This window comes from Kitasatospora sp. NPDC015121 (assembly GCF_055562955.1).
Window position 1 is genome coordinate 137,110 of sequence record NZ_JBVHEH010000005.1, and the last position, 25,623, is coordinate 162,732.

Consider the following 25,623-nt stretch of genomic DNA (forward strand, 5'->3'; position numbering starts at 1 on the left):
TTCGGGGCGGGTGGCCGGTGGGCCGCCCGCCCCCTGCCGTACCGGCCCTCCTCGGTCCTCCTCCGACTCTCCTTCCGGTCGGGTCCGGAGTGTCGGGCCGGTTGATCCCGACATTCCGGGCATGGTGTTCCACGTGAAACGTCGCTTCCTGCTCACCGGCGTACTTGATCAAGACCTGAACCGGGCCCGGGATCGTCACCCGGAGGTGACTGTCGCGGGCCAGGTTTCACGTGAAACACTGACCCCCATGCAGGAGTCGGAGATCGTCGATCAGGTGGATGACACCCCCGTCGCACGGGCCGCGCACACCGCCGTCCCGGCCCTCGGGCACCCCGGGGAGGCGCTGCCCCGGCCCGCCGCGACCCGGGTGATGGTGGTCGCCAACCAGAAGGGCGGGGTGGGCAAGACCACCACCACCGTCAACCTGGCGGCCGGGCTGGCCATGCACGGGCTCCGGGTGCTGGTCATCGACCTCGACCCGCAGGGCAACGCCTCGACCGCGCTCGGCATCGACCACCACGCCGAGGTGCCGTCGATCTACGACGTCCTGGTCGAGGGCAAGCCGCTGGCCGACGTGGTGCAGCCGGTGGTGGACGTCGAGGGCCTGTTCTGCTGCCCGGCGACCATCGACCTGGCCGGCGCCGAGATCGAGCTGGTCTCGCTGGTCGCCCGGGAGAGCCGGCTGCAGCGCGCCATCGCCGCGTACGAGCAGCCGCTGGACTACGTGCTGATCGACTGCCCGCCCTCGCTGGGGCTGCTGACCGTCAACGCGATGGTGGCCGGCCAGGAGGTGCTGATCCCGATCCAGTGCGAGTACTACGCGCTGGAGGGCCTGGGCCAGCTGCTGCGCAACGTGGAGCTGGTGCGGGCGCACCTGAACCCGTCGCTGCACGTGTCGACCATCCTGCTCACCATGTACGACGCCCGGACCAGGCTGGCCGCGCAGGTCGCCGAGGAGGTGCGGACGCACTTCGAGAAGGAGGTGCTGTCCACCGCCATCCCGCGGTCGGTGCGCATTTCGGAGGCCCCCAGCTACGGGCAGACCGTGCTGAGCTACGACCCGGGCTCCAGCGGTGCGCTCTCCTACCTGGAGGCGGCCCGCGAGCTGGCGCTGCGGGCCGAGGTCGCCAAGACGACGGTCGGGCGGCACCGGGCGGGCGCGGCGGTCGTTCCGCCGCGCAGCGGCGGGGAGACGTCCGCGCCGACGGCAGAGCACAGTTCGATGGAGGGCAAGCGGTGAGTGGCACGCGCAGGGGTCTGGGCAGGGGACTGGGGGCGCTGATCCCGGCGACCCAGCCGGTGGCCGCCGAGGTGGCGGCTCCGGCCGCCGAACCCGCCGGGGCCGGCCAGGTCGCGGTGGTGCCGGTGGTGCCGACCGACCGGGGCACGGTGGCGGCGAAGGCCGCCGCGGAGAGCCTGCGCGAGCTGGCCGGCGACCAGCGCCGCAGCGTGCTGGAGGCGGCGCTGGCCCCGGTGGACGGCGCTCGGTTCGCCGAGCTGCCGCTGGAGTCGATCCGTCCCAACCCGCGCCAGCCGCGCGAGGTGTTCGACGAGGAGAAGCTCGCCGAACTGGTCGCCTCGATCAAGGAGGTCGGCCTGCTGCAGCCCGTGGTGGTCCGGCAGACCGGTCCCGACCGGTACGAGCTGATCATGGGCGAGCGGCGTTGGCGGGCCTCCCGGGAGGCCGGTCTCGACGTCATCCCGACGATCGTCCGGGCCACCGACGACGACAAGCTGCTGCTGGACGCGCTGCTGGAGAACCTGCACCGGGCCGAGCTGAACGCGCTGGAGGAGGCGGCCGCGTACGACCAGCTGCTGCGCGACTTCGGCTGCACGCACGAGCAGTTGGCGAAGCGGGTCGGCAAGTCCCGGCCGCACGTGTCCAACACGCTGCGGCTGATGACCCTGCCGGTGTCGGTGCAGCTGAAGGTGTCGGCCGGGGAGGTCAGCGCCGGGCACGCCAAGGCGATCCTGATGGTGGCGGACGCCGAGCAGCAGGAGAAGCTGGCCGCCCGGGTGGTGGCCGAGGGCCTGTCGGTGCGTTCCACCGAGGAGGTCGCCAAGCTGCTGTCCGGCGAGGAGCCGAAGCGGAAGCGGGCCCCGCGCGCGGAACCGCTGCCCACCCCGGCCTTCGACGAGCTGGCGGGTCGACTCTCGGACCGCTTCGAGACCCGGGTCAAGGTCGAGGTCGCCCGGAGCGGCGGCAAGTTCGGCCGGGGCAAGGTGGTGCTGGAGTTCGGTTCGGTCGAGGACCTGAACCGGATCCTGGACAGCCTGGCTCCGGGCGAGCGGGGTCTGCCGCTGTCCTGACCCGGGGACCCGGGGACCGGGGACGCGGGAGGCGAATCTGCGGGTGCATGTTTCACGTGAAACGTGCACCCGTTCCGCTACCCGGAGCAGACTGGAGGTCCGGGCCGTTCGAGTCCGGAGGAGGAGGTGCGGGCGTGGGACGGAGGGTCGTTCCGCTGACGCTGGACAACCTCTCGGATCTGCCGAACACCTGCCGCTCCTGCGTCTTCTGGGAGCTCGACCCGGTCAGCGGGCGGGACGCGCAGGACGCCGGCAAGGGGGAGTTGGAGAAGGAGGGCTGGATCTCCGCGGTGCTGCTGGAGTGGGGCTCCTGCGGGCGGGTCGCCTACGTGGACGACCGCCCGGCCGGGTTCGTGCTCTACGCGCCACCCGCCTACGTGCCGCGCGGGCAGTCCTTCCCGACCAGTCCGATCGCGCCGGACGCGGTGCAGCTGATGGTGTCCCGGGTGCTGCCGGAGTTCCAGGGGCAGGGGCTGGGACGGGTGCTGGTGCAGTCGGTGGCCAAGGACCTGGTCCGGCGCGGCTTCCGGGCGATCGAGGCGTTCGGCGCGCAGGGGCGGGAGGTGCCGAGCTGCCTGCTGCCCGCCGAGCACCTGCTGGCGGTGGGCTTCAAGACCGTCCGCCCGCACCACCGGTACCCGCGGCTGCGGTTGGAGGCGCGCACCACGCTCTCCTGGAAGGAGGACGTGGAGGGCGCGCTGGAGCGGCTGCTCGGCGGCCGGCGCAAGGAACCGGCGCTGCGGCCGTTCTGAGGGAGCGTTCCTCCGCCCGGCGGTGGCCCGGCCCGGGTGGCGGCCGGAGCGCTGAGAGCTTCTCAGCGAAGCCCCCGTGCCTCGGCGGCCGCGGCCGGACGGCGGGTGCCGCGCTCTCCGGGCTTCCTGGCGAAGCCCCGGGCGGCGCCGGCGGGGGAGGGAACGGAAACGCGAAGCGGCCCGGACGGAAGAATCCGTCCGGGCCGCCCGGGATCCGAGACCTACAGGTACTCGGCGAGCTCGCGCAGCAGCGCGGCCTTCGGGCGGGCGCCGGTGATGGTCTTCACCAGCTCACCGCCCTTGTAGACGTTGAGCGTCGGGATGGAGATCACGTTGTACGCCGCGGCGGTCTCCTGGTTCGCGTCCACGTCGAGCTTGACGACGCTGAGCTTGTCGCCGTGCTCGGCCGCGATGTCCTCCAGGACCGGGGCGACCTGGCGGCACGGGCCGCACCAGGTGGCCCAGAAGTCGACGAGGACGGGCTTGTCGCTCTTGAGGACCTCGGCGTCGAAGGTCGCGTCGGTTACTTCCTTGGTGGCGCCGGCCACGGGGACTCCTTGGGGTCGGAGGGGAGGTGCGTCAGTGATAACAACGGCGGGGGCGGATCTGTTTCTTCCTCCGCCGGGCGGACCTGTCGCTGCGTCAGGCCCGCCACGACCGCCGGGTGCTGCGGGGTGGTGCGGTGCGGGTGGTGCGCGCCGTGGTGGGGCGCGTCAGACCGCGAGGGCGGCGGCCGGGGCCTCGTCGGCGTCCGACAGCGCGGCCAGGTAGCGCTCGGCGTCCAGCGCGGCGGAGCAGCCGGTGCCGGCGGCGGTGATGGCCTGGCGGTAGGTGTGGTCGACCACATCGCCGGCGGCGAAGACGCCGGGGACGTTGGTGCGGGTGGAGGGAGCCTCGACCTTGAGGTAGCCCTCGGCGTCCAGGTCGAGCTGGCCCTTGAACAGGTCGGTGCGCGGGTCGTGGCCGATCGCGATGAACAGGCCGGTGACGGGCAGCTCGCGCAGGTCGCCGGTGTTGGTGTCGCGCAGGGTCAGACCGGAGAGCTTCGGGTCGCCGTGGATCTCCTCGACCGCGCTGTCCCAGGCGAAGGTGATCTTCGGGTCGGCGAAGGCGCGCTCCTGCATCGCCTTGGAGGCGCGCAGCGAGTTGCGGCGGTGGACGACCGTGACGCTCTTGGCGAAGCGGGACAGGAAGGTGGCCTCCTCCAGGGCGGTGTCGCCGCCGCCGACCACCGCGATGTCCTGGTCGCGGAAGAAGAAGCCGTCGCAGGTCGCGCACCAGGAGACGCCGCGGCCGGAGAGCTTGTCCTCGTTCGGGAGGCCGAGCTTGCGGTGCTGCGAGCCGGTGGCGACGATCACCGCGCGGGCGCGGTGCACGGTGCCCTCGGAGTCGGTGACGGTCTTGACGTCGCCCGTGAGGTCGACGGCGACCACGTCGTCCGGCACCAGCTCGGCGCCGAAGCGCTCGGCCTGGGCGCGCATGTTGTCCATCAGCTCGGGGCCCATGATGCCGTCGCGGTAGCCGGGGAAGTTCTCCACCTCGGTGGTGTTCATCAGGGCGCCGCCGGCCGTGACCGCGCCCTCGAAGACCAGCGGCTTCAGGGAAGCGCGCGCGGTGTACAGCGCAGCGGTGTACCCGGACGGGCCGGAACCGATGATGATCACGTTACGGACGTCGCTCACTGCTTCTCCTGGTTCGCCTGGCGTCCCGCTGGTGCGGGGGGAGGGCGGTCTGCTCCGCCGCCCCGGACAACGACTGACCAGTCTTCCGCATTCCCAGGCCGGGCCGCACCACGCGCCCGCACTTCGGGCGCGCTGCGCGGGGCCGGGCGAGGAATCAGGGGGACGGGACGGTGCTGTGCAGCAGGATCGTCGAACCGGGGCAGTCCGGGGTGGCCAGGTAGACGTCCAGCGGCCCGCTGCCGCCCGGCGGGCGGAACACCAGGGCCAGCACCGGTCGGCCCAGGTAGCGGCCGGGGCCGGTGGCGGCCGGGGGCTCGTCCGGGCGTCCGGCGGCGGCCAGCGCGCAGGCCGGGGCCGTCGGGTCGGCGGGGCTGGCCTGGCCGAGCTGGTGCGGGGCCCTCTCCGCCAGCAGCTGCCTGACCTGGACCGGCAGCGACTCGGCGGTGAAGTCCGGGCCCGGGCCGTCGGCCCGGCCGTCCGGCGCGACCTGCCGGGGCGCCGAGGCGCCACCGCCGGAGGCGGCGGCGTGCTGGTCCCGGGCGTCCATCGGGCGGCCGGCGGCGGTGCCCTCCGGATCGCCACCGAGGGGGAGCAGGGTGCCGGCCAGACCGGCGGCGAGCGCCACCGCCGCGACGGCCGCGGTGGCCAGCAGCAGCCGGGCCCGGCGCCGCCGGGGTGGCCGGCCGGGGCCGGTGGCGGCGGCCGGCCCGCCGGGCGGCGCGGTGCGGGAGGGGGCGACGGCGGGCCGCGCGGGAACGGCCGCCGGCGTCGGAGGGGCGGTCGGCCGGGTCTCCGCGCGGGCGGCGGACTCGGCGGCCAGGGCGGCCGTCAGCCGGTCCGCGACGTCGTCCGGCAGGGCGGGAGCGGGGGCGTCGGCGAGCAGCTCCGGGAGGCCGCACAGGGCGGCGAAGTCCGCCGCGCAGACCGGGCAGTCGGCCAGGTGCGCGCGCACGGCGGCGGCCCGCTCGGGCGACAGCAGCTCCTCGGCGAGGTCGGCGAGGTCGTCCAGGCCGGGGTGGCCGTCGGGGTCGTGGTGGGCGTCCGAGCCGTGGTGGCCGTCGGGCTCGGCGGGGTCGGTCGGATCCGTGAGGTCGTCCGGTTCGGGGCGGTCGGAAGGCGGGTGCGGCGTCATCGCGGGGTCGCATCTCCTTCCAGCGCGGGCGAGGGATCCGTGGGTGGGACGGGGGAGGGGCGGTTCGGGTTCCCGCTCCGGGGCGAGGGCGGAGCGGCGCCATCGGGCGGTGTTCCACGTGGAACGGTGGCGGGCCCGGTGCCCGGGGCCGTTCCACGTGGAACGGCGGCGGGACGTCCGGTCGGAACCGTTCCACGTGGAACGCCGACGGGGTGGTCGGGGGTCGGTGTTCCACGTGGAACACCGTCGGTCCGCGCGCCGGGGCCGAGGTGGCGCAGCAGCGGGAGCAGGCGGGCCCGGCCGCGGGCGCAGCGGCTCTTCACGGTGCCGACCGGGACGCCGAGCACTTCGGCGGCCTCGGCCACCGGGTAACCCTGCATGTCGACCAGCACCAGCGCGGCCCGCTGGTCGGCGGGCAGCTCGGCCAGCGCGTCGGCCACCTCGCGGCGGGTCTCGGCGCGCACCGCGTGGCTCTCCGCGCCCTCAGTGGTGCCGAGCGCGCGTTCGACGGTGCCCTCCGGCCGCTGCTCCAGCGACTCGGCCCGGCGGACCGCGCCGCGCCGGGCCCGGTCCAGGCAGGCGTTGACCACGATCCGGTGCAGCCAGGTGGTGACCGCCGAGCGGCCCTGGAACCCGGCGGCGGCCCGGAACGCGGAGACCATGGCGTCCTGCAGGGCGTCGGCGGCCTCCTCGCGGTCGCCGAGGGTGCGCACCGCGACCGCCCACAGGCGGTCGCGGTGACGGTGCACCAGCAGCCCGAAGGCGTCCGGGTCACCCGCCGTGTGCCGGGCGAGCAGTTCGGCGTCGGTGGGCTCCTCGGCCATCCGCCCCCTCCTTGCGGTTCGGCCGTCCGCTCCGGCGGCCGTGGTTCACATCGTTGGGGATGCGCCGGAGCGGATCAAGGGTGTGCGACGGAGTGGGACTAACCGTTGACCTGGACCTCGGCGACCTTGCCGCGGAAGCCGCCGCTGCCGTCGTCGGTGTTGGCCGGGACGTTGGTGAGCCAGAGCAGCAGGTACCGGGTGGTGACCGGGCCGTCGGGCTTGAGGGTGACCTTGGTGCCGGAGCCGGTCGCGACCGGGGCGCCGAAGCTGCGGAAACCGGCGTCGTCGGGGGACGGCGGGGTGGTGGTGCCGGCCGGCGCGGCCTTCAGCTCGGCCTTGGTGTCGCCGATGAACTGGACGTCCACCGAGCCGACCCGGCGGGCCGAGCCCAGGTCGATCAGCAGGCCGGTGCCGGGCCGGTAGGCGCCGCCGAACTGGTCGTTGTAGCGCTGGGTGGTCCAGGCGGTGGCCGGGTTGCCGTCGGTGGCGTTCGGCAGTTCGGAGACGTGCTCCTCCTTGGTCTCGCCGAAGGCGTTGAACGGGCCGACCGAGGAGACGGTCAACTTCTCGCCGGTGACGACGGGCGCCGAGCCGGACGGGGTGGGAGCGGGCGCGGCGTGGGTGCCGGTGGTCTCCTCCCGGTCGTTCACGTACTGGGCCAGCTGCCAGGAGCCGATCGCCACCGCGGAGAGCGCGAGCAGCGAGGCGGTCCACTTGAGCAGGCGGCGCAGCCCCCGACGGGGGCGCGCGGCGGGGGCCGGGGCGGCCGCGGGGGCGGGCGGCCGGGGTTCGGTGCGGGGGAGCGCCTGGGTCTGCGCGTTGCTGGCGTACCGCGGCCGGGGGGCGGCGGGCAGGGCGCGCAGCGCGGGCGGGACGGGCTGCTCGGGCTGCCGGATCTTCGGCATCCGGTCGATCGCCGCGGCCAGCTCGGCGGGGCTGGTGATCGGCTCCTTGTGGTGCGGGGGCTGCTCGCACAGGATGCGCGCGGCGAGCTCGGCGAGGCCCTTGTGGACGCCGGCCCGGACCTGGTCCGGGGGGACGCAGCCGAGGTCCTTGGGCAGGCCCTGGAGGTCGTAGCGGTCCTCGGGGTAGGGCCAGCGGTGGGTGAGCGCCGCGTACAGCAGTGCGCCGATCGCCCGGACGTCGGTCAGTTCGGCGTCCTCGGCGGGCAGGCCGCGCAGCGCGGCGTCCACCGCGATGCCGTTGATCCGGTACTGGCCGCCGTCGGTGCGCAGCACGGACTTGGGGGTGAGCCGCAGGTGCGCCTGGCCGCGCTCGTGGGCGGCGGCGATCGCGTCGGTGACCTGCCGGACCATCTGGTACGCGTCGTACGGCTCCATCGGGCCGCCGACCAGCAGCTCGCCGAGGTCGCGGGCGCCGGGCAGCCACTCGCGGATGACGTAGACCAGCTCGCCCTCCTGCACCGCGTCCAGCACCTGGACGAAGCGCGGGTCGCCGAGCAGGGCGGCGCTGCGGGCGGCGGTGAGGACCGACTTGGCGCGGCGGTGGCCGGCCGAGAGCAGGTGGACGCCGACGGCGCGGCGGAGCTTCTCGTCGACGGCGCGCCAGCTGCTGAAGGTCTCCGACTCGGAGATGCACTCCTCCAGCCGGTAGCGGGCGCCGATCTTGTCGCCGCTGCGCCGCTGCGGGGCGGGCAGCACGGCGGGCAGCGTGGCGGTGTCGGCGTCCAGGGTCTCGGTGCTGGTGGGCGGGGCGGGCTCGGAGGGCTCGACCGGGGGCAGCGGGCGGCGCACCCCGCGGGTGCGGGAGGGGCGTTCGGGGCGGGCGCCCTGGGCGGCGAGCTCGGCGTCGATCTCCTTGGCGGAGAGCGGGGCGGTGGCCTCGGCCGGGACGGCGGCCGCAGGGGACTCGACGGCCTCGGGGGATCCGGGCGTCCCGGGGGCCTCGGGCGTGCCCGCGGGGGCTTCGGCGGCGGCGTCCGCGGCAGCGGCGGCGGCCGCGCCCTTCGCGTTCGCGGCGCGCAGCGGGGTGGTCTTCGGGTCCGCCTTGGCGGTGCCCTTGCCGTTGCTCCGGGCGGCGTTGCTGCGGGCGCCGTTCTTCCCGGCGGCCTTCGCTCCGTTCTTCCCGGCGGCCTTGGCCGGTGCCGGTGCCGGTCCGTCGGCGGCGGCGGCCCGCACCGCACCGCCCGGGGTGCCCGTGGCGGGCCGTTCGGAGCCGGCCCCGCGCTCCGCGTCCGTGGGTGCGGCCTGTGCGGCCTCGGTCGCCGCCCCGTCCGCCTCGGACGTGTCGACGATCGCCTTGGTGCCGTCAGCCACCGTGGTCCTGCCTCCCCTTGTGTCGCCCCGGTCCATTCCTGGACGGTCGACGCCTCGTTGCCGGAGGGGTCGGCCGTGCAGGGTCAATTGTGCCCACTACCGGACGTCAGGTACGACCTCTGAGGGTGGCGGGAGGTTGCCCGATTGCCCACTTCCGGTGGAACAGCAGACGAATGGGCCGGAACCGGGGGTGTGCCCCGACTCCGGCCCAGAGAAAGCGTACTGAGGTTCCGGCGGTCCGTTCGCGCCCGGGTTGACGGCTCGTCAACCCGGACGCCCGGGGGCGGTTCAGCGACCGAGCCGCCTGCGGACCATTCCGGTGAGGGCGCTCAGCTCCTCGATGCGCATCTTCCGGGCCAGCACCAGGAAGACCGCGAGCTGGGCGCCGCCCGCGACCAGCAGGGTCAGTACGTTGCCGATCCACCCGTCCAGCACCTGGAGGGCGAGCAGTTCCAGCGCCAGGCCGACCACCGCGGCGGGCAGCGAGGCGATCGCCAGCCGGACGTACGTCTTGGTGATCCGGGCGGTGTCCAGGTCGCCGACCTTGGCCTTGAGCCGGGGCACCGCGACGAACACCCCGACCGCGTAGGACAGGCCGTAGCCCAGCGCCATGCCGGTCACCGCCCACTGCGCGGGCAGCAGCAGCCAGCACAGGACGGCGGTGACGGCCTGGGTGAGCGCCACCCAGACGGTGTTGGAGAACGGCGTGCGGGTGTCCTCGTACGCGTAGAAGCCGCGCAGCAGCACGTACTGCACCGAGTACGGGACCAGGCCGAGGGCGAACGCGGAGAGCATGTAGCCGACCGCGGTGGTGCCGTGGGCGACCGCTCCGCCGTTGCCCAGGCCGTAGATCGAGGAGCCGATCACCGGGCCGAGCGACAGGAACAGGAACGCGGCGGGGACGATCGCCACCGCCGAGGTGCGCAGGCCGTACGAGAGGTCGTCGCGGACCGCGCCGGCGTCGTGGTCGGCGGCGGCCCGGGAGAGCCGGGGGAGCACCGCGCTCATCACCGAGACGGTGACGACGGCCATCGGCAGCTGCCAGATCAGCAGCGCGTTGGAGTACGCGGCCAGGCCGACGCCGAGGTGGCCGTCGGCTTCGGCGTCCTGGCCGGCGGCGGTGGCCAGCTGGGTGACCACCAGGAAGCCGGCCTGGTTGGCCAGCACGAACAGGAAGGTCCACTTGGCGAGCCGGGCGGCCTTGCCCAGGCCGTGCCCGCGCCAGTCGAACCGGGGCCGGAACGAGAAGCCCGCCGCCCGCAGGTACGGGATCATCGACAGCGCCTGCACGGCCAGGCCGAGCATGGTGCCGATGCCGAGCAGCCGGACGCCCTCGGGGGAGATCGACTGCGGGGTGACCTCGGTGTGCTGGAAGGTGCCGTACACCGCGATGTACATCACGAAGGTGAAGATCACCACGACGTTGTTCAGGACCGGCGTCCACATCATCGCGCCGAACCGGCCGCGGGCGTTGAGGATCTGGCCCATCACCACGTGCACGCCCATGAAGAAGATGGTCGGCAGGCAGTAGCGGGCCAGCGCCACGGTGGTGTCGGCGCTGGCCTGGTCGCGCATCAGCGCGTGCGAGACCAGCTGCACCAGCACCGGCGCGGCCAGCACCGCCACGAACACCACGCCCGCCAGGCCGGTCACCACCAGGGTGAGCAGCCGGTTGGCGTACGCGGTGCCGCCGTCCTCGTCGTTCTTCATGCTGCGCACCAGCTGCGGCACGAACACCGCGTTCAGCGCGCCGCCGCCGATCAGGATGTACAGCAGGGTGGGCAGCGTGTTGGCGGCGTTGTACGAGTCGCCCATCGAGGCGACGCCGATCGCGGCGGCGATCACCATGGTGCGCAGGAAGCCGGTGCCGCGGGAGACCAGGGTGCCGGCCGCCATCACGGCGCTGGAGTTCAGCAGCCCGGCGACCCGGCCCGCGCCGCCGCCGTGGTCGCCGTCGGTGGCGGCCGGGGCGGGGGTGAGGGCGGGCGGCTCGGCCGGGACGGGCTCGGCCGCGGCGGCGTTCGCCTCCAGCACGGCAGCGTCGGCCCGCAGCACCGCCTCCTCCTCGGACAGCGGCGGGTCGAACTCGATCGGCGGCACGTACGGGTGCGCCGCCGCCCGCTCGCCGTCCGGCTCGGTGCCGGGGTCGGGGCCGGTGCCGGGGTCGGGCTGCTCGGAGAGCAGCGAGTCCACCCCGACGTAGTCGGTGTCGTCCTCGGCGGCCTCGACCTCCCAGCGGGGGGCCCCGGCGTCCCGCTCCGGGCTCCCGGCCGGGGCCGGGGCCTCGGCCGGGGTCTCGGCGGGGGCCTCGGCGTCGAGCTCCCGGGGCTTCCGGTCCTCCCGGTCCTCCCGGGCGGGGGCGCCGGCCGCGACCTCGGCGGCGATCGACGCCCAGCGCGGGGCCGGGGCGGTCAGTCGCAGGGTGGGTTCGGTGGCGGGGCCCTCCGGCTGGCCGGGCACCGCGGCCGAGCCCTCCGGAGTGTCGGTCTCGTCCGGTCCGGCGCCCGGCAGGTCGATCGGGCCGTACGGATCCGTGCTCCCGAACGCCTCGGGTGCGTACGGGTCGTTGGCGTAGGTGTCGGCGACGTACCAGTCGGCGGCCGGCTCCGCGGGGGCGGCGGAGCGGGGGCCGCCCGCCCGGTCTCGGGACCGGCCGCCGCCCTGGTCCTTGGTTGCTCGCTCGCTCCGCTCGTTCATGCCACCAATCCACGTCAGAGAGGGGGGATGGGCGCCCGGGTGGTGGGGCCTAGTGATCCACCTTCTCATCACCGGCGACCCGATCCGTGTCACCCGAGGTGCCAGCCGGGTCCGCGTCGGAGGGCGCCGCACCGTCCCCGGCCAGCCGCTCCGGGTCCTCGTCGACCTCGCCGGCCGCCCGGCGCTTCTTGCGCTGCAGGGAGAACCGCACCCCGGCGAGGATCATCAGCACGGTGCCGCCGGCGATCACGTACGTCACGCCGCTGGCCACCGAGGTGACGTCGACGGTGAACTCGACCGCCTCGCCGTAGGGCCGGGCGTTCGGGCCGGTCGTCCACAGCTGGGCGGTGACCTGGACCGGACCGTTGACCTGGGCCTCGGCCGGGAACCGGTAGGTGCGGCTGGTGGCCGCGTCCAGCACCACCGGCTGGATCGGGTAGTCGACCCGCAGCCGGTTCGGCTGGGCGGAGCTGATCTTCAGCTCCAGGTTGCCGACCGACTGGGTCAGCCCGTTGCGGACGCTGACCAGCAGCGTCGCGTTGTCGCCGGGCAGCGTCACCACGGTCTTCTTCGGCACCCGGACCGCGGCCTTGAGGTTGTCCAGGTAGGTGCGCACCCCGCGCCGGTACTCGGTGCCGGCCTTCGGCTGGTCGCGCCACTCGGTGGACATCGAACGCACCATCGCCGCGCTGAACGGGCCGCGCACCCGCTCCGGCTCGGTGAGGATCATCATCAGCTGGTCCACGCCGTCCTGGAGCTGCATGGTGGCGGCCAGCTCGTCGGCGGACAGCTCGTTGCCGGTCGCCTCCTTCGGGTACGACTCGGGCACGGCGGTGTTCGCGGCCGGGTCCGCCTTCATCTCGACGACCTTCTGCAGCGTCGCGGGCGCCAGCCAGCCGCCGGCCGCCGCGTCCCGCACCGAGTCGTGCAGCGCCCGCGCGGTGCCGACGCTCAGCGAGCGGGGCGGCAGCACCAGCAGGCCGCCCGGGTGCTCCGGCTCCTGGTGGGCGATGGTCAGCGTCTCGCCCAGGAAGCGCTGCTCGGCCAGCGTGCGGTCGCTCTCCGAGGCCAGGTCGCGCTGGAAGAGCGAGGCCAGCACGGCGTCCGACACCACCGCGGTCTGCCCGTTGCCGATCGGCCGGGCCGCGTTCGGGGTGTGCGACAGCTTGTCGGACTCCGGCAGCACCTTGCCGTCGACCAGCAGGATCCGCCCGCCCGCCGCGCCCGCCACCGCGGCGGTGCGCTGGTCCAGCAGGCCCAGGTACGGCCAGGCCACGTCGGAGGAGGCGTCGACCGAGAGCCGGGCCTCGGTGGTGATCTGACCGGCCGTCACCGCCTTGCGCAGCGCGGTGTCCATCCCGCCGAGCCCCGCGCCGTTGTGCGCGATCGAGGTGAGGTCCGGGTCGGCGTACGGCAGCGACAGCACCTGGGCGTCCGGGCTGGTCAGCGCGGTGCGCAGCTTCGCCAGCCAGGCCGTCGCCGCGTCCCGCCCGGTGCCGGGGACGGTGTTCTCCTCGCTCGCCGAGTCGCCGGAGGTGCCCGGCTTCTGCACCCGGTACGGCTTGGTCATCGCGTACACGGTGTCCAGCAGGTTCGGGTCGACCGCCCAGGTCAGCCCGTGCATCGTGGAGCCGATCTCGACCAGCTGGTTGAGCCGCCCGTCGCCGGTCAGCTCGGCGGCCAGGCCGTCGTCGCGCAGCACCGGCGTCTGGTCGGTGTCGGCCATGGTCTGGGCGACCAGCACCGGCGCGTGGGTGAGCGGCCAGACCACGGCGAGCTGGGACGGCTGGGCGTTGTCCCGGCCCTGGTAGGGCAGGTACGTCCGGCCGATGCCCAGCGGGTGGGCCTGCTCGTTGCCGGTGCTGCCCCAGACGTCCACCGCGAGTTCGTAGGTGCCGGTGTCCTTGACCTTCAGCGCGGAGACCGGCAGCTGGGCGATGGTGAACTCGTGGCTCTGCCCGGGCTCCAGGTCGCCGACGTCCTGCACGGGGCTGGCCAGCGCGGTGCCGTCCAGGGTGCTCGGGGTGGTCCGGGAGTCGGCCATGGCGAGTTCGCTGCGGGTGCGCATCGGCCTGGCCTGCGGCAGCCGGACCTTCACGGTCGGCGACTTGAGCTTCGTGCCGCCGGAGTTGGTGACCTGCCCGGTGATCGTGATGGTCTCGTTCTCGTGCGCGGTCTTCGGCGTCACGGTGTCGATCCGGACCACCGCCGGGTAGTCGGCCGTCGCGGCCGGCGCCAGTTCGGGCGAGGCGGCCGCGGGGGCGGCGCACACGGCCCCGAGCAGTCCGCCCGTCAGCAGGGAGGCCGCGGCCCTGGCCAGTCGGCCCGTCCGCCGTCCGCGGCGCGCCGCCACCGCCGCGCTCCGCCCGGTCCGCTCGTCCACGCGCGCCCTCGCCGTTCCGCTGGTCTCGATCACTCCACGCACCGCCGCGGCCGACCCGACCGGCGGTCCTCCGACCAGGAGCGTCCACCCGGCATGGTAACGACGCCGCCCGGACCGCGGTGTCGCGGGCCGGGTGCTGCCGGGCGGAGCGGGGGGTGGAACGGGCGGGCGGGCGAAACGGGCGGGCGGTGGGGCAGGCGGGGCACGTACCCTTGTGAGTCGTGTCCACTGCCAATGCGTCCAGCGCCAATCATTCCAGCTCCGTCGACCGGGTCGCCCTGCCGGGGCTGACCGAGGCGCAGACCCTCGGCCTGCAGGAGCTGCTGCGGGTCTCCCCGGTCGCCGACGAGATCGCCCGCCGCTTCCAGGAGGCCGGCCACCGGCTGTCGCTGGTCGGCGGTTCGGTCCGGGACGCCCTGCTCGGCCGGCTCGGCAACGACCTCGACTTCACCACCGACGCCCGCCCGCAGCAGATCCTCAAGCTGGTCAAGGGCTGGGCGGACGCGGTCTGGGACGTGGGCATCGCGTTCGGTACCGTCGGTGCCCGCAAGGACACGGCCGAGGGCTCGTTCCTGATCGAGATCACCACGTACCGCAGCGAGGCGTACGACCGCAGCTCGCGCAAGCCCGAGGTGAGCTACGGCGACTCGATCGAGCAGGACCTGGTGCGCCGCGACTTCACCGTCAACGCGATGGCCGTCGACCTGCCCGGGCGCGGCTTCGTCGACCCGCACCGCGGCCTGGACGACCTGGAGGCCCGGGTGCTGCGCACGCCCGCGACGCCCGAGGAGTCCTTCTCCGACGACCCGCTGCGGATGATGCGCGCCGCCCGGTTCGCCGCCCAGCTGGACTTCGACCCGGCGCCCGAGGTGGTCGCCGCGATGACCGCGATGGCCGACCGGATCGGCATCGTCTCCGCCGAGCGCGTCCAGGCCGAACTGAACAAGCTGCTGCTCGCCGAGCACCCGGTCAAGGGCCTGCGGCTGCTGGTGGACACCGGCCTGGCCGACCACGTGCTGCCCGAACTGCCCGCGCTGCGGCTGGAGAGCGACGAGCACCACCGGCACAAGGACGTCTACGAGCACTCGCTGACGGTGCTGGAGCAGGCGATCGCGCTGGAGACCGAGGGCCCCGACCTGGTGCTGCGGCTGGCCGCGCTGCTGCACGACATCGGCAAGCCGCGCACCCGCCGCTTCGAGTCGGACGGCCGGGTCTCCTTCCACCACCACGAGGTGGTCGGCGCCAAGATGACCCGCAAGCGGATGCGCGAGCTCAAGTACTCCAACGAGCTGGTCAACGAGGTCTCCCGGCTGGTCGAGCTGCACCTGCGCTTCCACGGCTACGGCGGCGGCGAGTGGACCGACTCGGCGGTGCGCCGCTACGTCACCGACGCCGGCCCGCTGCTGAGCCGGCTGCACAAGCTGACCCGCTCCGACTGCACCACCCGCAACAAGCGCAAGGCCGCCGCGCTGGCCCGCACCTACGACTCGCTGGAGGAGCGGATCACCGCCCTCCAGGCGCAGGAGGAGCTGGACGCGATCCGCCCCGCGCTGGACGGCAACCAGATCATGGAACTGCTCGGCCTGCGCCCCGGCCCCGAGGTCGGCCGGGCCTACAAGCACCTGCTCGAACTGCGCCTGGAGCACGGCCCGATGGAGCACGAGGCCGCGGTGGCGGCGCTCCGCGCCTGGTGGGCGGAGCAGCCGCCGCAGGGCTGAGGGCCCGGCCGGCCCCTCAGTGCTTGCTGGTGCTCGGGGTCGGCGCGCCCTTCAGCGGGCTCAGGCACAGCCGGTACCGGGTGGTGTGCTTCTTCGACCGGTACTGGCCGTCGTAGGGCGTGCTGCCCGGGTACTCCTGGGCGCAGTTGTACGAGCTGATCAGGCCGGTCTTGCGGCCGGCCACCTTCCAGTTGGCGTCCGAGGCGCCGCAGGACACCTTCTTGTGCCCGGCGGTCAGGCAGTCGCCGACCACCGGGCCCTTGTCCCCGGCGCCGAACAGCGTGGCCAGCCCCCACAGGCCGCCGACCACCACCACGATCAGGCCCACGCCGATGGCCCCGCCGCGCAGCCGGGCGCCGGTGCCGACCGTCTTCGCGGGCGCCACCGGCGGCGCCTGCCCCCAGCCCGGCGCCTGCCCGCCCCCGGGCGGCTGGCCGTACGCCGGGGGCTGCTGGCCCCAGGCGGGCTGCTGGTCGTAGCCGGGGGCCGGCTGCGGGTAGCCGGGGGCGGCGGGCGGCTGCCCGTACGCCGGGGGCTGTCCGTACGCGGGCGGCTGGCCGTAGGCCGGGGGCTGGCCGTACGCGGGCGGCTGGGCGTACGCCGGGGGCTGGCCGTACGCGGGCGGCTGAGCGTAGCCGGAGGGCGGTGGCGGCTGCTGGCCCGGCGGGCCGTACGGGTCGGGCTGGCCGTAGGGCCCGGGCGGCGGCGGTGTGCTCATCTGATCTTCCCCCTGTGCGGCTTTCGCGCTGCCGTGCGCCCACGTACCCTAGCGGCCGCCCGGGCTCAACCTCGGCGCGAGGCCCGGAAGTAGAGCAGCGCACCGAGCGCGTACAGCGCGGACAGCGCCAGCACCACCGGTGCCGAGCGGCCGTCCAGCGGCAGCACCAGCGCGGTGGCGGCGGCCGCGGCGACGTACGAGACGTTCATCAGGACGTCGTAGATCGCGAAGACCCGGCCGCGGTACTCGTCCTCGACCGACTCCTGCACCAGGGTGTCGGCGCAGATCTTGGTGCCCTGGGTGACCACGCCCAGCAGCAGCGCCGCCACCATGGTCGGGACCGTCCGGAAGGCCAGGCCGAGCGCCGGGACGAAGACCGCGGCGGCGGCCAGGCAGAACGTCATCCAGCCGTGCAGGCCGAGTCGGCGGGTGGCCCACGGGCTGACCACCGCGGCCAGGAAGAAGCCCACCGCGGACATCCCGACCGCGAGTCCCAGGGTGGCCAGGCCGCTGTCGACGTCCTCGGCCCGGTTGAAGGTGTAGCGGCACAGCATCAGCACCACCACGGTCAGCACGCCGTAGCAGAACCGGGCCAGGCTCACCGCGGCCAGCGCCCGCACCGCCGGGCGGCACTCCCGCAGCAGGTGCCCCAGGCCGGCCCGCAGGTCGCGCCAGGCGGTCACCAACGCCTGTCGCAGCGGCGGGAGTTCGAGCGGGAGGTCGGGGCCCAGCTCGTCCGGCCCGATCGGCCGCACGGCCAGCGCGGCGACCAGGTACAGCAGCGCGGAGAGCCCCACCGTCAGCGCGCCCCCGGCCGAGCCGGTCGCCACCAGGCCCATCCCCAGGCCGAGGAAGCCGCCGGCCGTCGCCGCGACCGTGCCCAGGGTCGGCGAGACCGCGTTCGCGGTGACCAGCGCGGAGGGCTCCACCACCCGGGGCAGCGAGGCCGACAGGCCGGACAGGATGAACCGGTTGATCCCGATCACCAGCAGCGCCGCCGCGTAGAACCCCCACCGGGGCACCCCGCCGAGCAGCAGCAGGGCGGTCAGCAGGCAGAGCCCGCAGCGGACCAGATTGCCCGTCAGCAGCACCTGCCGCCGCCGCCAGCGGTCCAGCATCACGCCGGTGAACGGGCCGACCACCGAGAACGGCAGCGTCACCACCGCCAGCGCGGCGGCGATCTCGCCGGGCGAGGACTGCTTGTCCGGCGAGAACAGGGCGAAGGCGGCCAGCGAGGCCTGGAACACCCCGTCCGAGAACTGCGAGAGCAGTCGGACCGTCAGCAGCCGCCGGAACCCCGGGCCGCGCAGCAGTCCGAGCAGCAGCCCGAACAGGGAGGCCTCCCGAGGAGGGCGTTCGGTGATCACCCGCCAAGGGTGCCACGCGGTCGATCCCGTTTCACGTGAAACAACCGCCGAATTCCGGTGGACGAACGCCCCCCGCGTGCTTCCGCACCACCGATGACCCGGGCGTTTCGGGCTCGTTGACCCCGCAGGGAGGGAAGAACCAGCTCGGACAACGGGAGGCTCCCATGCGGGACGAGTTCACCGCCCTTCTGCTCAGCCAGGTCGGCCGCCACGAAGGTCGCGACCCCGACGGCACCTGGAACAACCGCCAGCGCTACAGCACCGAGACCCCGGGCCTGGAGTGGTCCGACGGCCAGCCCTGGTGCGCCACCTTCGAGGCCTGGGCCGCCCACCGCACCGGGATGGACGCCCTCTGGCCGATGACCGCCTCCTGCCTCGCCGCGGTCGCCTGGTGGCGGGACCACGGCCGCTGGACCGACTACCCGGTCCTCGGCGGCCCCTTCTACCTCGGCCCCGACGGCGGCACCCACACCGGCGTGGTCGTCGCCTACGACGCCGACACCATCCGGACCGTGGAGGCCAACACCAACGACACCGGCTCCGCCGAGGGAGACGGCGTCTACCTCAAGTCCCGTCCGCGTCGGGGCCCCGGCTCGCCGTACGGCTACGGGGTGCCGGCCTTCCCGGAGGGCACCGTCTCGGCCGACCCCGCGCTCGGCGGCGTGCCCGCCGCCCGGACGTCGGCGCAGGCCACCACCCCGGCCGCCGGTCCGCCGCGCTGGCCCGGCCGCTACCTGCGGGTCCGCACCCCGATGCTGCACGGCGACGACGTGCTGATGTGGCAGCGGCGGATGGCGGACCGCGGCTGGTCGATCACCGCCGACGGCTGGTACGGACCCGCTTCCGCCCAGGTCTGCCGGGCCTTCCAGCAGCGCCACCGACTGGCCGCGGACGGCGTCGTCGGCCCGGCCACCTGGGACGCCGCCTGGTCCTGAACGCGCCGGAGGGCCGCCCCGCGCGAAGCGGGACGGCCCTCCGGACGAGCCCTGACCACGAGTCGGTCAGCGCTCGGTGCTCAGCGCTCGGCCGAGACAGCGAGCAGGCTTCGCTGCGCTCAGCGCCCAGCTGCGACAGCGAGCAGGCTTCGCTGCGCTCAGCGCTCGACCTCGCCGCGGATGAACTTCTCGACGTTCTCCTTGGCCTCGTCGTCGAAGTACTGCACCGGCGGGGACTTCATGAAGTACGAGGACGCGGAGAGGATCGGGCCGCCGATGCCGCGGTCCTTGGCGATCTTCGCGGCGCGCACGGCGTCGATGATGACACCGGCCGAGTTCGGGGAGTCCCAGACCTCGAGCTTGTACTCCAGGTTCAGCGGGACGTCGCCGAACGCGCGGCCCTCAAGGCGGACGTACGCCCACTTGCGGTCGTCGAGCCACGCGACGTAGTCGGACGGGCCGATGTGGACGTTCTTGGCGCCCAGCTCGCGGTCGCGGATCTGCGAGGTGACGGCCTGGGTCTTGGAGATCTTCTTGGACTCCAGGCGCTCGCGCTCCAGCATGTTCTTGAAGTCCATGTTGCCGCCGACGTTCAGCTGCATGGTGCGCTCGAGGACGACGCCGCGGTCCTCGAAGAGCTTCGCCATCACGCGGTGCGTGATGGTGGCGCCGACCTGCGACTTGATGTCGTCGCCGACGATCGGGACACCGGCCTCGGTGAACTTGTCGGCCCACTCCTTGGTGCCGGCGATGAACACCGGGAGGGCGTTCACGAAGGCGACCTTGGCGTCGATGGCGCACTGGGCGTAGAACTTGGCGGCGTCCTCGGAGCCGACCGGCAGGTAGCAGACCAGGACGTCGACCTGGCGGTCCTTGAGGATCTGCACGACGTCGACCGGAGCCTCGTCGGACTCCTCGATGGTCTCGCGGTAGTACTTGCCGAGGCCGTCGAGGGTGTGGCCGCGCTGCACGGTGACGCCGGTCGGCGGCACGTCGCAGATCTTGATGGTGTTGTTCTCGCTGTTGCCGATGGCGTCGGCCAGGTCGAAGCCGACCTTCTTGGCGTCCACGTCGAACGCGGCGACGAAGTCGACGTCCTTGACGTGGTAGTCGCCGAACTGGACGTGCATCAGGCCGGGGACCTTACCGGCCGGGTCGGCGTCCTTGTAGTACTCGACACCCTGCACCAGCGAGGCGGCGCAGTTGCCCACGCCGACGATGGCTACGCGAACCGAACCCATTCCGGTTGCTCCCTGAATCTCATGAGGTCCGCCGTGCTGTCGCGGCGGCCTCGTTCCACAACTGTTCTGACTGTCTGGTCGGGCGCGCGGGGCGCCCACGCCTCGCCGCGGGCGGCGGGGCCGGCGCGGTGCTGCAGCGCTCCGCTAGGAGGAGCGCCCCGGGCGGTCGTACGGTGGCCCGGGCGGGTCGGAGGACCCGGCGGCCGGACCACGGCCGTCCGAAGTGTGCGGGGACGCGGTGCCGCGTCCGGTTCTGGTGGCCCGTTCGGTCTCGATCAGCTCGTTGAGCCAGCGGACCTCGCGCTCCACCGACTCCAGGCCGTGGCGCTGGAGTTCGAGGGTGTAGTCGTCGAAGCGCTCGCGGGTGCGGGCGACGGAGCTGCGCATCCGCTCCAGCCGCTCCTCCAGCCGGCTGCGGCGGCCTTCCAGCACGCGCATCCGGACCGCCCGGTCGGTCTGGCCGAAGAAGGCGAAGCGGACGCCGAAGTGCTCGTCCTCCCAGGCCTCCGGGCCGGAGTCGGCGAGCAGCTCCTCGAAGCGCTGCTTGCCCTCCGGGGAGAGCCGGTAGGTGATCTTCGACCGCTTGCCGTTCAGGGCGGTGGCCGGGACGTACTCGACGTCCGGGTTGTCCTCCACCAGGAAGCCCTGGGCGACCAGGCTCTTCAGGCAGGGGTAGAGCGTTCCGTACGAGAAGGCCCGGAACGAGCCCAGCAGCACGTTCAGCCGCTTGCGCAGCTCGTACCCGTGCATGGGCGCGTCGTGGAGCAGGCCGAGGACGGCGAATTCGAGGACGCCTGAGCGTCGGCTCATGTCGCCTTCCTCCTTCCGTGAGGGTTCCTGCTCGCCGGGTGCGGGCCCCGGTCCGGCAGTGTATGCCGAACCGATGTGTCGCGCCGATGTATCGGCTCGATATATCGGCAACAGTAACCCTGGGTCACGGAAGGAGCAAGAGGGGCACGCGTAACTGCGATCACAAGGCTTCTGGGCAACGGGCGTGTAATGAATCGCGGTCGGTTCGTCCTGGTTGGCTTCCAATGCCGGAATAGGGGCCTTTCTGGGAGCCGTACTCTTTCGCCTGTGCACCCTGACCGAGGAGCTGCGGAGAGATGAGCGAACACCGGCGCAGGTCGGCGAACCCCGGCGGCGAGCAGCAGCCGCCGCGGCGGCCAGCCCCCGGACAGCCGTACGCGTACGGAAACCCGGTCGAGGGTGCGCCCGAGTACGGCCGCGGCACTCCGGCGGGCGGGACCCCCGGCTTGAACCGGGCCGGTCGGCCCGGCCAGGTGCCCGGCCAGGGCCCGGGCCCCGGTGGTCGGCGCGCCGCGCGCGAGACCGCCGAGCAGCCCCGGCTGACCCGGGCGGAGATGCGCAAGCAGTCCCGCCGGGGCGGCGGCGACGGGGGCGGTGACGGCGGCGGGCCGTCGAACGGCCGCGCCGCCGGGCGCGGCGGCCGGCCGGGCAAGAAGCGCTTCATCGACTACCCGAGGTTCGGCAAGGACGGCTTCCGGCGCTGGATGCCGTCCTGGAAGCAGGTGCTGAGCCTGTTCCTGGTCTTCTTCGGCGGCTGCGTGGCCGCGGTCGGCGTCGCCTACGCGGTGGTCCAGGTGCCGAACGAGAAGACCCCGCTGCAGATCCAGAGCAACGTCTACTACTGGGCCGACGGCACCGAGATGGCCCGCACCGGCACCGAGAACCAGCAGCTGGTCGAGCTCTCGCAGATCAGCCGCCAGGCGCAGGACGCGGTCATAGCGGCGGAGAACGACACCTTCCGCACCGACTCCGGCATCGACCCGAAGGGCATCGCCCGCGCCGTCTACAAGATGGCGACCGGCGGCGAGACCCAGGGCGGTTCGACCATCACCCAGCAGTACGTGAAGAACGTCTACCTCTCGCAGGACCAGACGCTCTCGCGGAAGGCCAAGGAGTTCTTCATCACCCTCAAGGTCAACGGGGAGAAGACCAAGGAGCAGATCCTCGAGGGCTACCTGAACACCAGCTGGTTCGGCCGCGGCGCGACCGGCATCCAGGCCGCCGCGCAGGCGTACTACGGCGTGGACGCCAGCAAGATCGACGTCTGCCAGGGCGCCATGCTGGCCGGTCTGCTGAAGGGCGCGGGCCTGTACGACCCGAGCCTGAGCCCGGCCAACCACGAGCGGATGGTCAGCCGCTGGAACTGGATCCTGGACCGGATGGTCACCACCAAGGCGCTGTCCGCCGAGGACCGGGCCAAGTGCAAGGACTTCCCCGAGCCGATCCAGACCCAGAAGGTCACCAAGACCACCGGCGAGGTCTCCTACCTGATCGAGACCGCCAAGCAGTACGTGACCCTGAAGGACCCGTCGATCACGGCGGCGGCGCTGGACCGCGGCGGCTACCAGATCCACACGACCTTCCAGAAGGACAAGGTCGACGCCCTGAAGAAGGCCGTGGACGACTTCGAGGCGGCCCGGCTGGACCCGGAGAAGAAGGAGCTGGACCGGAACGTCCAGATCGGCGCGGCCTCGGTGGTGCCCGGCGACGGGGCGATCGTGGCCATCTACGGCGGCCCGGGCTTCGAGAACAACCACTACACCAACAACGCCGACGCCAAGGGCGTCCCGGTCGGCTCGACCTTCAAGCCGATCGTGCTGGCCGCCGCGATGCAGGACGGCGTCCTCACCAAGAACGGCGAGGACGGCAAGCCGGCCCAGATCAACCCGGACTCGCGCTACCTGGCCGACGACATGGCGCAGATCTACCGGGCCGACGGCAGCAAGGCGCTGGAGAACGGCCAGCCGTACCGCCAGCGCAACAGCGATCCCGGCAAGAAGGGCTACGTGACGCTGCGGACGGCCATGCAGTGGTCGTACAACGTGCCGTTCGTGCAGCTCGGCCAGGACGTCGGCGGTGACAAGGTCCGGGCGATGGCGCAGAGCCTGGGCCTGCACGACGACACCCTGGCGGGCGCCAGCACGCTGACCCTGCCGCTGGGCACCTCGACCCCCAGCGCGATCCGGATGGCCTCGGCCTACTCGGTGTTCGCGGCGCACGGCCAGCAGACCGACCCGTACTCGGTGACCTCGGTCAAGTTCCGCGGCAAGGACCTGCCGAACTTCGCCAAGCCGACGCCGAAGACGGTGCTCGACCCGGCGGTGGCCGACAACATCACCGACGTGCTGCAGAACGTGGCGAAGAACGGCACCGGCAACAAGACCAACGAGCTGGGCTTCCCGGTCGCCGGCAAGACCGGCACCACCGACAAGAGCAAGTCGGCCTGGTGGATCGGTTACACGCCGTCCCTGACCACCTCGGTCAGCATGTGGCGCGAGGACGCGACCAAGCAGACCGGCCTGGAGTCGCTGGACGGCACCGGCGGCAAGAACGAGGTCCACGGTGGTGACTTCCCGACCGAGATCTTCACCCGCTACATGAAGATCGTCGGCCCGGGCAACCCGAAGAACTTCACCCCGGCGACCCCCTGGGGCCAGGAGGTCGACTCCTCCGGCGCCCCGGTCACCGCCTCGCCGTCGGCCTCGCCGACCGAGTCCGCACCGGTCGTCCCGACCGAGCAGCCGACCGTCCCGACCGAGCAGCCGACCGTGCCGACCGAGCAGCCGACCGGCCCGACCGGCAAGCCGTCCGGGAAGCCCTCGGGCTCCCCGACCTCGTCGTCGTCGCCCTGCCTGCCGGTGCTCTGCAACCCGACCTCCTCGCCGAGCAGCGGTACCAACGGCGGCGCCGCCGGCGGTGCCAACGCCGGCACCACCACCGGTGGCACCACCACCGGCACCACCAACGGCGGCACCACCAGCGGCCGGAACGGCGGCACCACCACGACCAATACCACCGGGTAACCGCCGCCGGAAGCCGACGCAAACACCGCAGAGGGGCACGGATCGCCAGGGCGATCCCGTGCCCCTCTTCGATTGCGCGGAAGGGTGCGGCAGTATGTGCGCCATGACCTCCAGCCTTCGTGACGAGACCGCGCCGCCCGGCCCCGCGCCGGCCGACGGTCCGCTGCCCAACACCGTGGTGGTGCCCGCGGACGAGGATCCGGTCGCGGAGGCCGGCAGCGAGCTGTTCGGCGGGCCGCCGGGCCGCCGGGCGCTGCTGGGGGTGTCCTGGTGGACGCCGGCCAAGTTCCTCGCGCTGGCGGTGATCGCGGTCTACCTGCTGGGGCTGGTCCAGAAGGCGCCGTGCTACAACGACGGCTGGTTCCACGGCGCCACCACCCAGTACACGAAGGCCTGTTACAGCGACATCCCGCACCTGTTCTCGGGCCGCGGCTTCGCCACCGGGCTGCACCCGTACCTGGACCCGATCCCGCAGGGTTCGCCGGACATGCAGTACCTGGAGTACCCGGTGCTGACCGGCCTGTTCATGCAGGTCGCGGCGTGGCTGACCACCAAGAGCGGCGACCTGATGAGCCGCGAGCAGTGGTTCTGGATGGTCAACGCCGGGATGCTGATGATCTGCGCGGTGGTCGCGGTGGTCGCCACCTCCCGCGCCCAGCGCCGCCGTCCGTGGGACGCGCTGCTGTTCGCGCTGGCCCCGGCGCTGGCGTTGAACGCCACCATCAACTGGGACCTGCTGGCGGTGGCCCTGGCCGCCGTCGCGATGGCCTACTGGTCAGGCTCCAAGCCGGTCTGGGCCGGTGTGTTCATCGGCCTGGCGACCGCGGCGAAGCTCTACCCGGCGCTGCTGCTCGGACCGCTGCTGGTGCTCTGCCTGCGCTCCGGCAAGTGGAAGGAGTTCGGCCAGGCCTTCGGCGGCGCGGCCGGCGCCTGGCTGGTGGTCAACCTGCCGATCATGATGGCCAACTGGAAGGGCTGGCTGACCTTCTACAGCTTCAGCCAGACCCGCAAGGAGGACTACGGCTCGTTCTGGCTGATCCTCATGCAGGCCGTCCGGAACAAGAACCTGGAGACCCTCAACACCTGGATCGCCGTCCTGCTGGTCCTCAGCTGCCTGGCGATCGGCTGGCTGGCGGTCAGCGCCCCGCGCCGCCCGCGCTTCGCCCAGCTGGCCTTCCTGGTGGTGGCGGCCTTCGTGCTGACCAACAAGGTCTACTCGCCGCAGTACGTGCTGTGGCTGATCCCGCTGGCGGCGCTGGCCCGGCCGCGCTGGCGGGACTTCCTGATCTGGCAGGCCTGCGAGGTGCTGTACTTCCTCGGCGTCTGGTCGTACCTGGCCTACAACGGCGACGGCAAGCACCACGGCATCGACCAGGAGTGGTACCACTTCGCGATCGCGCTGCACCTGGTCGGCACCCTGTACCTCTGCTACATGGTGGTCCGCGACGTCCTCCGCCCGGAGTACGACCCGGTCCGCTGGGACGGCAGCGACGACCCGTCCGGCGGCGTGCTGGACGGGGCGCCGGACCGGTTCGTGCTCGGCTCCGCCCGCGGCCTGCGCGAGGAGGAGACGTACGCGGCCTACGCGCCCTCGGTGGACTGGCTGGACAAGGAGCCGGCCGACGCCGGCCCCGGGCCCGGTCCCGAACCCGCGAAGTAGCCCCCCGGGGAGCCGAACGCCGGAGCCCGCCCGCCGAACCGTCGGCGGGCGGGCTCCGTGCCGTGCGGGCTCCGTGTCGTGCGGGCTCCGGGCCG

At 73.4% G+C, this 25,623-nt stretch carries 18 protein-coding genes; 7 read left to right on the top strand and 11 right to left on the bottom strand.

The window, feature by feature from the left end:
- Positions 1-175: 175 nt before the first annotated feature.
- From ACZ3J7_RS08705 to ACZ3J7_RS08715, 3 genes are all read left to right on the top strand, one after another.
- Entirely contained in the window at positions 176-1,240 is a 1,065-nt protein-coding gene (locus ACZ3J7_RS08705) for a ParA family protein (RefSeq protein ID WP_465618725.1), read from the top strand.
- Entirely contained in the window at positions 1,237-2,310 is a 1,074-nt protein-coding gene (locus ACZ3J7_RS08710) for a ParB/RepB/Spo0J family partition protein (protein WP_465618264.1), read from the top strand. Before ACZ3J7_RS08705 ends, ACZ3J7_RS08710 begins: the two co-directional genes overlap by 4 nt.
- Positions 2,311-2,444: 134 nt before the next feature.
- Positions 2,445-3,062 carry a GNAT family N-acetyltransferase gene (locus tag ACZ3J7_RS08715; RefSeq protein WP_465618266.1) on the top strand — a complete coding sequence of 206 codons (618 nt, stop codon included), beginning with the start codon at positions 2,445-2,447 and terminating at the stop codon, positions 3,060-3,062.
- A 221-nt stretch (positions 3,063-3,283) separates the two neighbouring features.
- Here the strand turns inward: ACZ3J7_RS08715 and trxA are convergent, their stop codons facing one another.
- The 7 genes from trxA to ACZ3J7_RS08750 all read right to left on the bottom strand — a co-directional run bounded on the left by trxA (position 3,284) and on the right by ACZ3J7_RS08750 (position 14,056).
- Complete coding sequence (trxA, locus tag ACZ3J7_RS08720) at positions 3,284-3,610, bottom strand: thioredoxin (protein ID WP_033254162.1); 327 nt, start codon at positions 3,608-3,610, stop codon at positions 3,284-3,286.
- Positions 3,611-3,775: 165 nt separating this feature from the next.
- On the bottom strand, positions 3,776-4,744 hold the full coding sequence (gene trxB, locus ACZ3J7_RS08725; protein ID WP_465618268.1) for a thioredoxin-disulfide reductase: 969 nt from the start codon (positions 4,742-4,744) through the stop codon (positions 3,776-3,778).
- A gap of 154 nt (positions 4,745-4,898) precedes the next feature.
- Positions 4,899-5,876, bottom strand: coding sequence for an anti-sigma factor family protein (locus ACZ3J7_RS08730; RefSeq protein WP_465618270.1), 978 nt, complete (start codon positions 5,874-5,876; stop codon positions 4,899-4,901).
- Positions 5,873-6,700 (bottom strand): RNA polymerase sigma factor SigM, encoded by an 828-nt coding sequence (gene sigM, locus ACZ3J7_RS08735; RefSeq protein WP_465618272.1) that lies wholly within the window; start codon positions 6,698-6,700, stop codon positions 5,873-5,875. Before sigM ends, ACZ3J7_RS08730 begins: the two co-directional genes overlap by 4 nt.
- A 98-nt stretch (positions 6,701-6,798) precedes the next feature.
- The gene (locus ACZ3J7_RS08740; RefSeq protein WP_465618274.1) at positions 6,799-8,976 is read right to left on the bottom strand and encodes a protein kinase family protein; all 2,178 of its coding nucleotides are present in this window, start codon (positions 8,974-8,976) and stop codon (positions 6,799-6,801) included.
- 288 nt (positions 8,977-9,264) lie between these two features.
- On the bottom strand, positions 9,265-11,673 hold the full coding sequence (gene murJ, locus ACZ3J7_RS08745; RefSeq protein WP_465618276.1) for a murein biosynthesis integral membrane protein MurJ: 2,409 nt from the start codon (positions 11,671-11,673) through the stop codon (positions 9,265-9,267).
- Positions 11,674-11,722: 49 nt separating this feature from the next.
- Positions 11,723-14,056, bottom strand: coding sequence for a DUF6049 family protein (locus ACZ3J7_RS08750; RefSeq protein WP_465618278.1), 2,334 nt, complete (start codon positions 14,054-14,056; stop codon positions 11,723-11,725).
- Between the two features lie 311 nt (positions 14,057-14,367).
- On the opposite strand from ACZ3J7_RS08750, the gene ACZ3J7_RS08755 reads away from it, so the two are divergent.
- On the top strand, positions 14,368-15,774 hold the full coding sequence (locus ACZ3J7_RS08755; protein ID WP_465618727.1) for a CCA tRNA nucleotidyltransferase: 1,407 nt from the start codon (positions 14,368-14,370) through the stop codon (positions 15,772-15,774).
- A gap of 16 nt (positions 15,775-15,790) precedes the next feature.
- Here the strand turns inward: ACZ3J7_RS08755 and ACZ3J7_RS08760 are convergent, their stop codons facing one another.
- A complete protein-coding gene (locus ACZ3J7_RS08760) occupies positions 15,791-16,492 on the bottom strand; it encodes an LppU/SCO3897 family protein (RefSeq protein WP_465618280.1) in 702 nt (233 codons plus the stop codon).
- A 65-nt stretch (positions 16,493-16,557) separates the two neighbouring features.
- Complete coding sequence (locus tag ACZ3J7_RS08765) at positions 16,558-17,859, bottom strand: MFS transporter (protein ID WP_465618282.1); 1,302 nt, start codon at positions 17,857-17,859, stop codon at positions 16,558-16,560.
- A 164-nt stretch (positions 17,860-18,023) separates the two neighbouring features.
- Between ACZ3J7_RS08765 and ACZ3J7_RS08770 the strand changes: the two genes are divergently transcribed.
- Positions 18,024-18,794, top strand: coding sequence for a peptidoglycan-binding domain-containing protein (locus tag ACZ3J7_RS08770; protein ID WP_465618283.1), 771 nt, complete (start codon positions 18,024-18,026; stop codon positions 18,792-18,794).
- A gap of 158 nt (positions 18,795-18,952) precedes the next feature.
- Here the strand turns inward: ACZ3J7_RS08770 and ACZ3J7_RS08775 are convergent, their stop codons facing one another.
- Both ACZ3J7_RS08775 and ACZ3J7_RS08780 read right to left on the bottom strand, forming a co-directional pair.
- Positions 18,953-20,035 carry an inositol-3-phosphate synthase gene (locus tag ACZ3J7_RS08775; RefSeq protein WP_111555409.1) on the bottom strand — a complete coding sequence of 361 codons (1,083 nt, stop codon included), beginning with the start codon at positions 20,033-20,035 and terminating at the stop codon, positions 18,953-18,955.
- 144 nt (positions 20,036-20,179) lie between these two features.
- Positions 20,180-20,845, bottom strand: a complete 666-nt coding sequence (locus ACZ3J7_RS08780) for a PadR family transcriptional regulator (protein ID WP_465618284.1) — start codon at positions 20,843-20,845, stop codon at positions 20,180-20,182.
- Between the two features lie 296 nt (positions 20,846-21,141).
- Between ACZ3J7_RS08780 and ACZ3J7_RS08785 the strand changes: the two genes are divergently transcribed.
- Both ACZ3J7_RS08785 and ACZ3J7_RS08790 read left to right on the top strand, forming a co-directional pair.
- Complete coding sequence (locus ACZ3J7_RS08785; RefSeq protein ID WP_465618285.1) at positions 21,142-23,868, top strand: transglycosylase domain-containing protein; 2,727 nt, start codon at positions 21,142-21,144, stop codon at positions 23,866-23,868.
- Positions 23,869-23,962: 94 nt separating this feature from the next.
- A complete protein-coding gene (locus ACZ3J7_RS08790) occupies positions 23,963-25,528 on the top strand; it encodes a glycosyltransferase family 87 protein (protein WP_465618287.1) in 1,566 nt (521 codons plus the stop codon).
- The last annotated feature ends 95 nt before the right edge of the window (positions 25,529-25,623 follow it).

Coding starts and splice junctions, on each gene's coding strand:
- sigM (WP_465618272.1), bottom strand. CDS start 6,700: ATGGCCGAGGAGCCCACCGACGCCGAACTGCTCGCCCGGCACACGGCG.
- ACZ3J7_RS08790 (WP_465618287.1), top strand. CDS start 23,963: ATGTGCGCCATGACCTCCAGCCTTCGTGACGAGACCGCGCCGCCCGGC.
- ACZ3J7_RS08785 (WP_465618285.1), top strand. CDS start 21,142: ATGAGCGAACACCGGCGCAGGTCGGCGAACCCCGGCGGCGAGCAGCAG.
- ACZ3J7_RS08775 (WP_111555409.1), bottom strand. CDS start 20,035: ATGGGTTCGGTTCGCGTAGCCATCGTCGGCGTGGGCAACTGCGCCGCC.
- murJ (WP_465618276.1), bottom strand. CDS start 11,673: ATGAACGAGCGGAGCGAGCGAGCAACCAAGGACCAGGGCGGCGGCCGG.
- ACZ3J7_RS08760 (WP_465618280.1), bottom strand. CDS start 16,492: ATGAGCACACCGCCGCCGCCCGGGCCCTACGGCCAGCCCGACCCGTAC.
- ACZ3J7_RS08780 (WP_465618284.1), bottom strand. CDS start 20,845: ATGAGCCGACGCTCAGGCGTCCTCGAATTCGCCGTCCTCGGCCTGCTC.
- ACZ3J7_RS08730 (WP_465618270.1), bottom strand. CDS start 5,876: ATGACGCCGCACCCGCCTTCCGACCGCCCCGAACCGGACGACCTCACG.
- ACZ3J7_RS08770 (WP_465618283.1), top strand. CDS start 18,024: ATGCGGGACGAGTTCACCGCCCTTCTGCTCAGCCAGGTCGGCCGCCAC.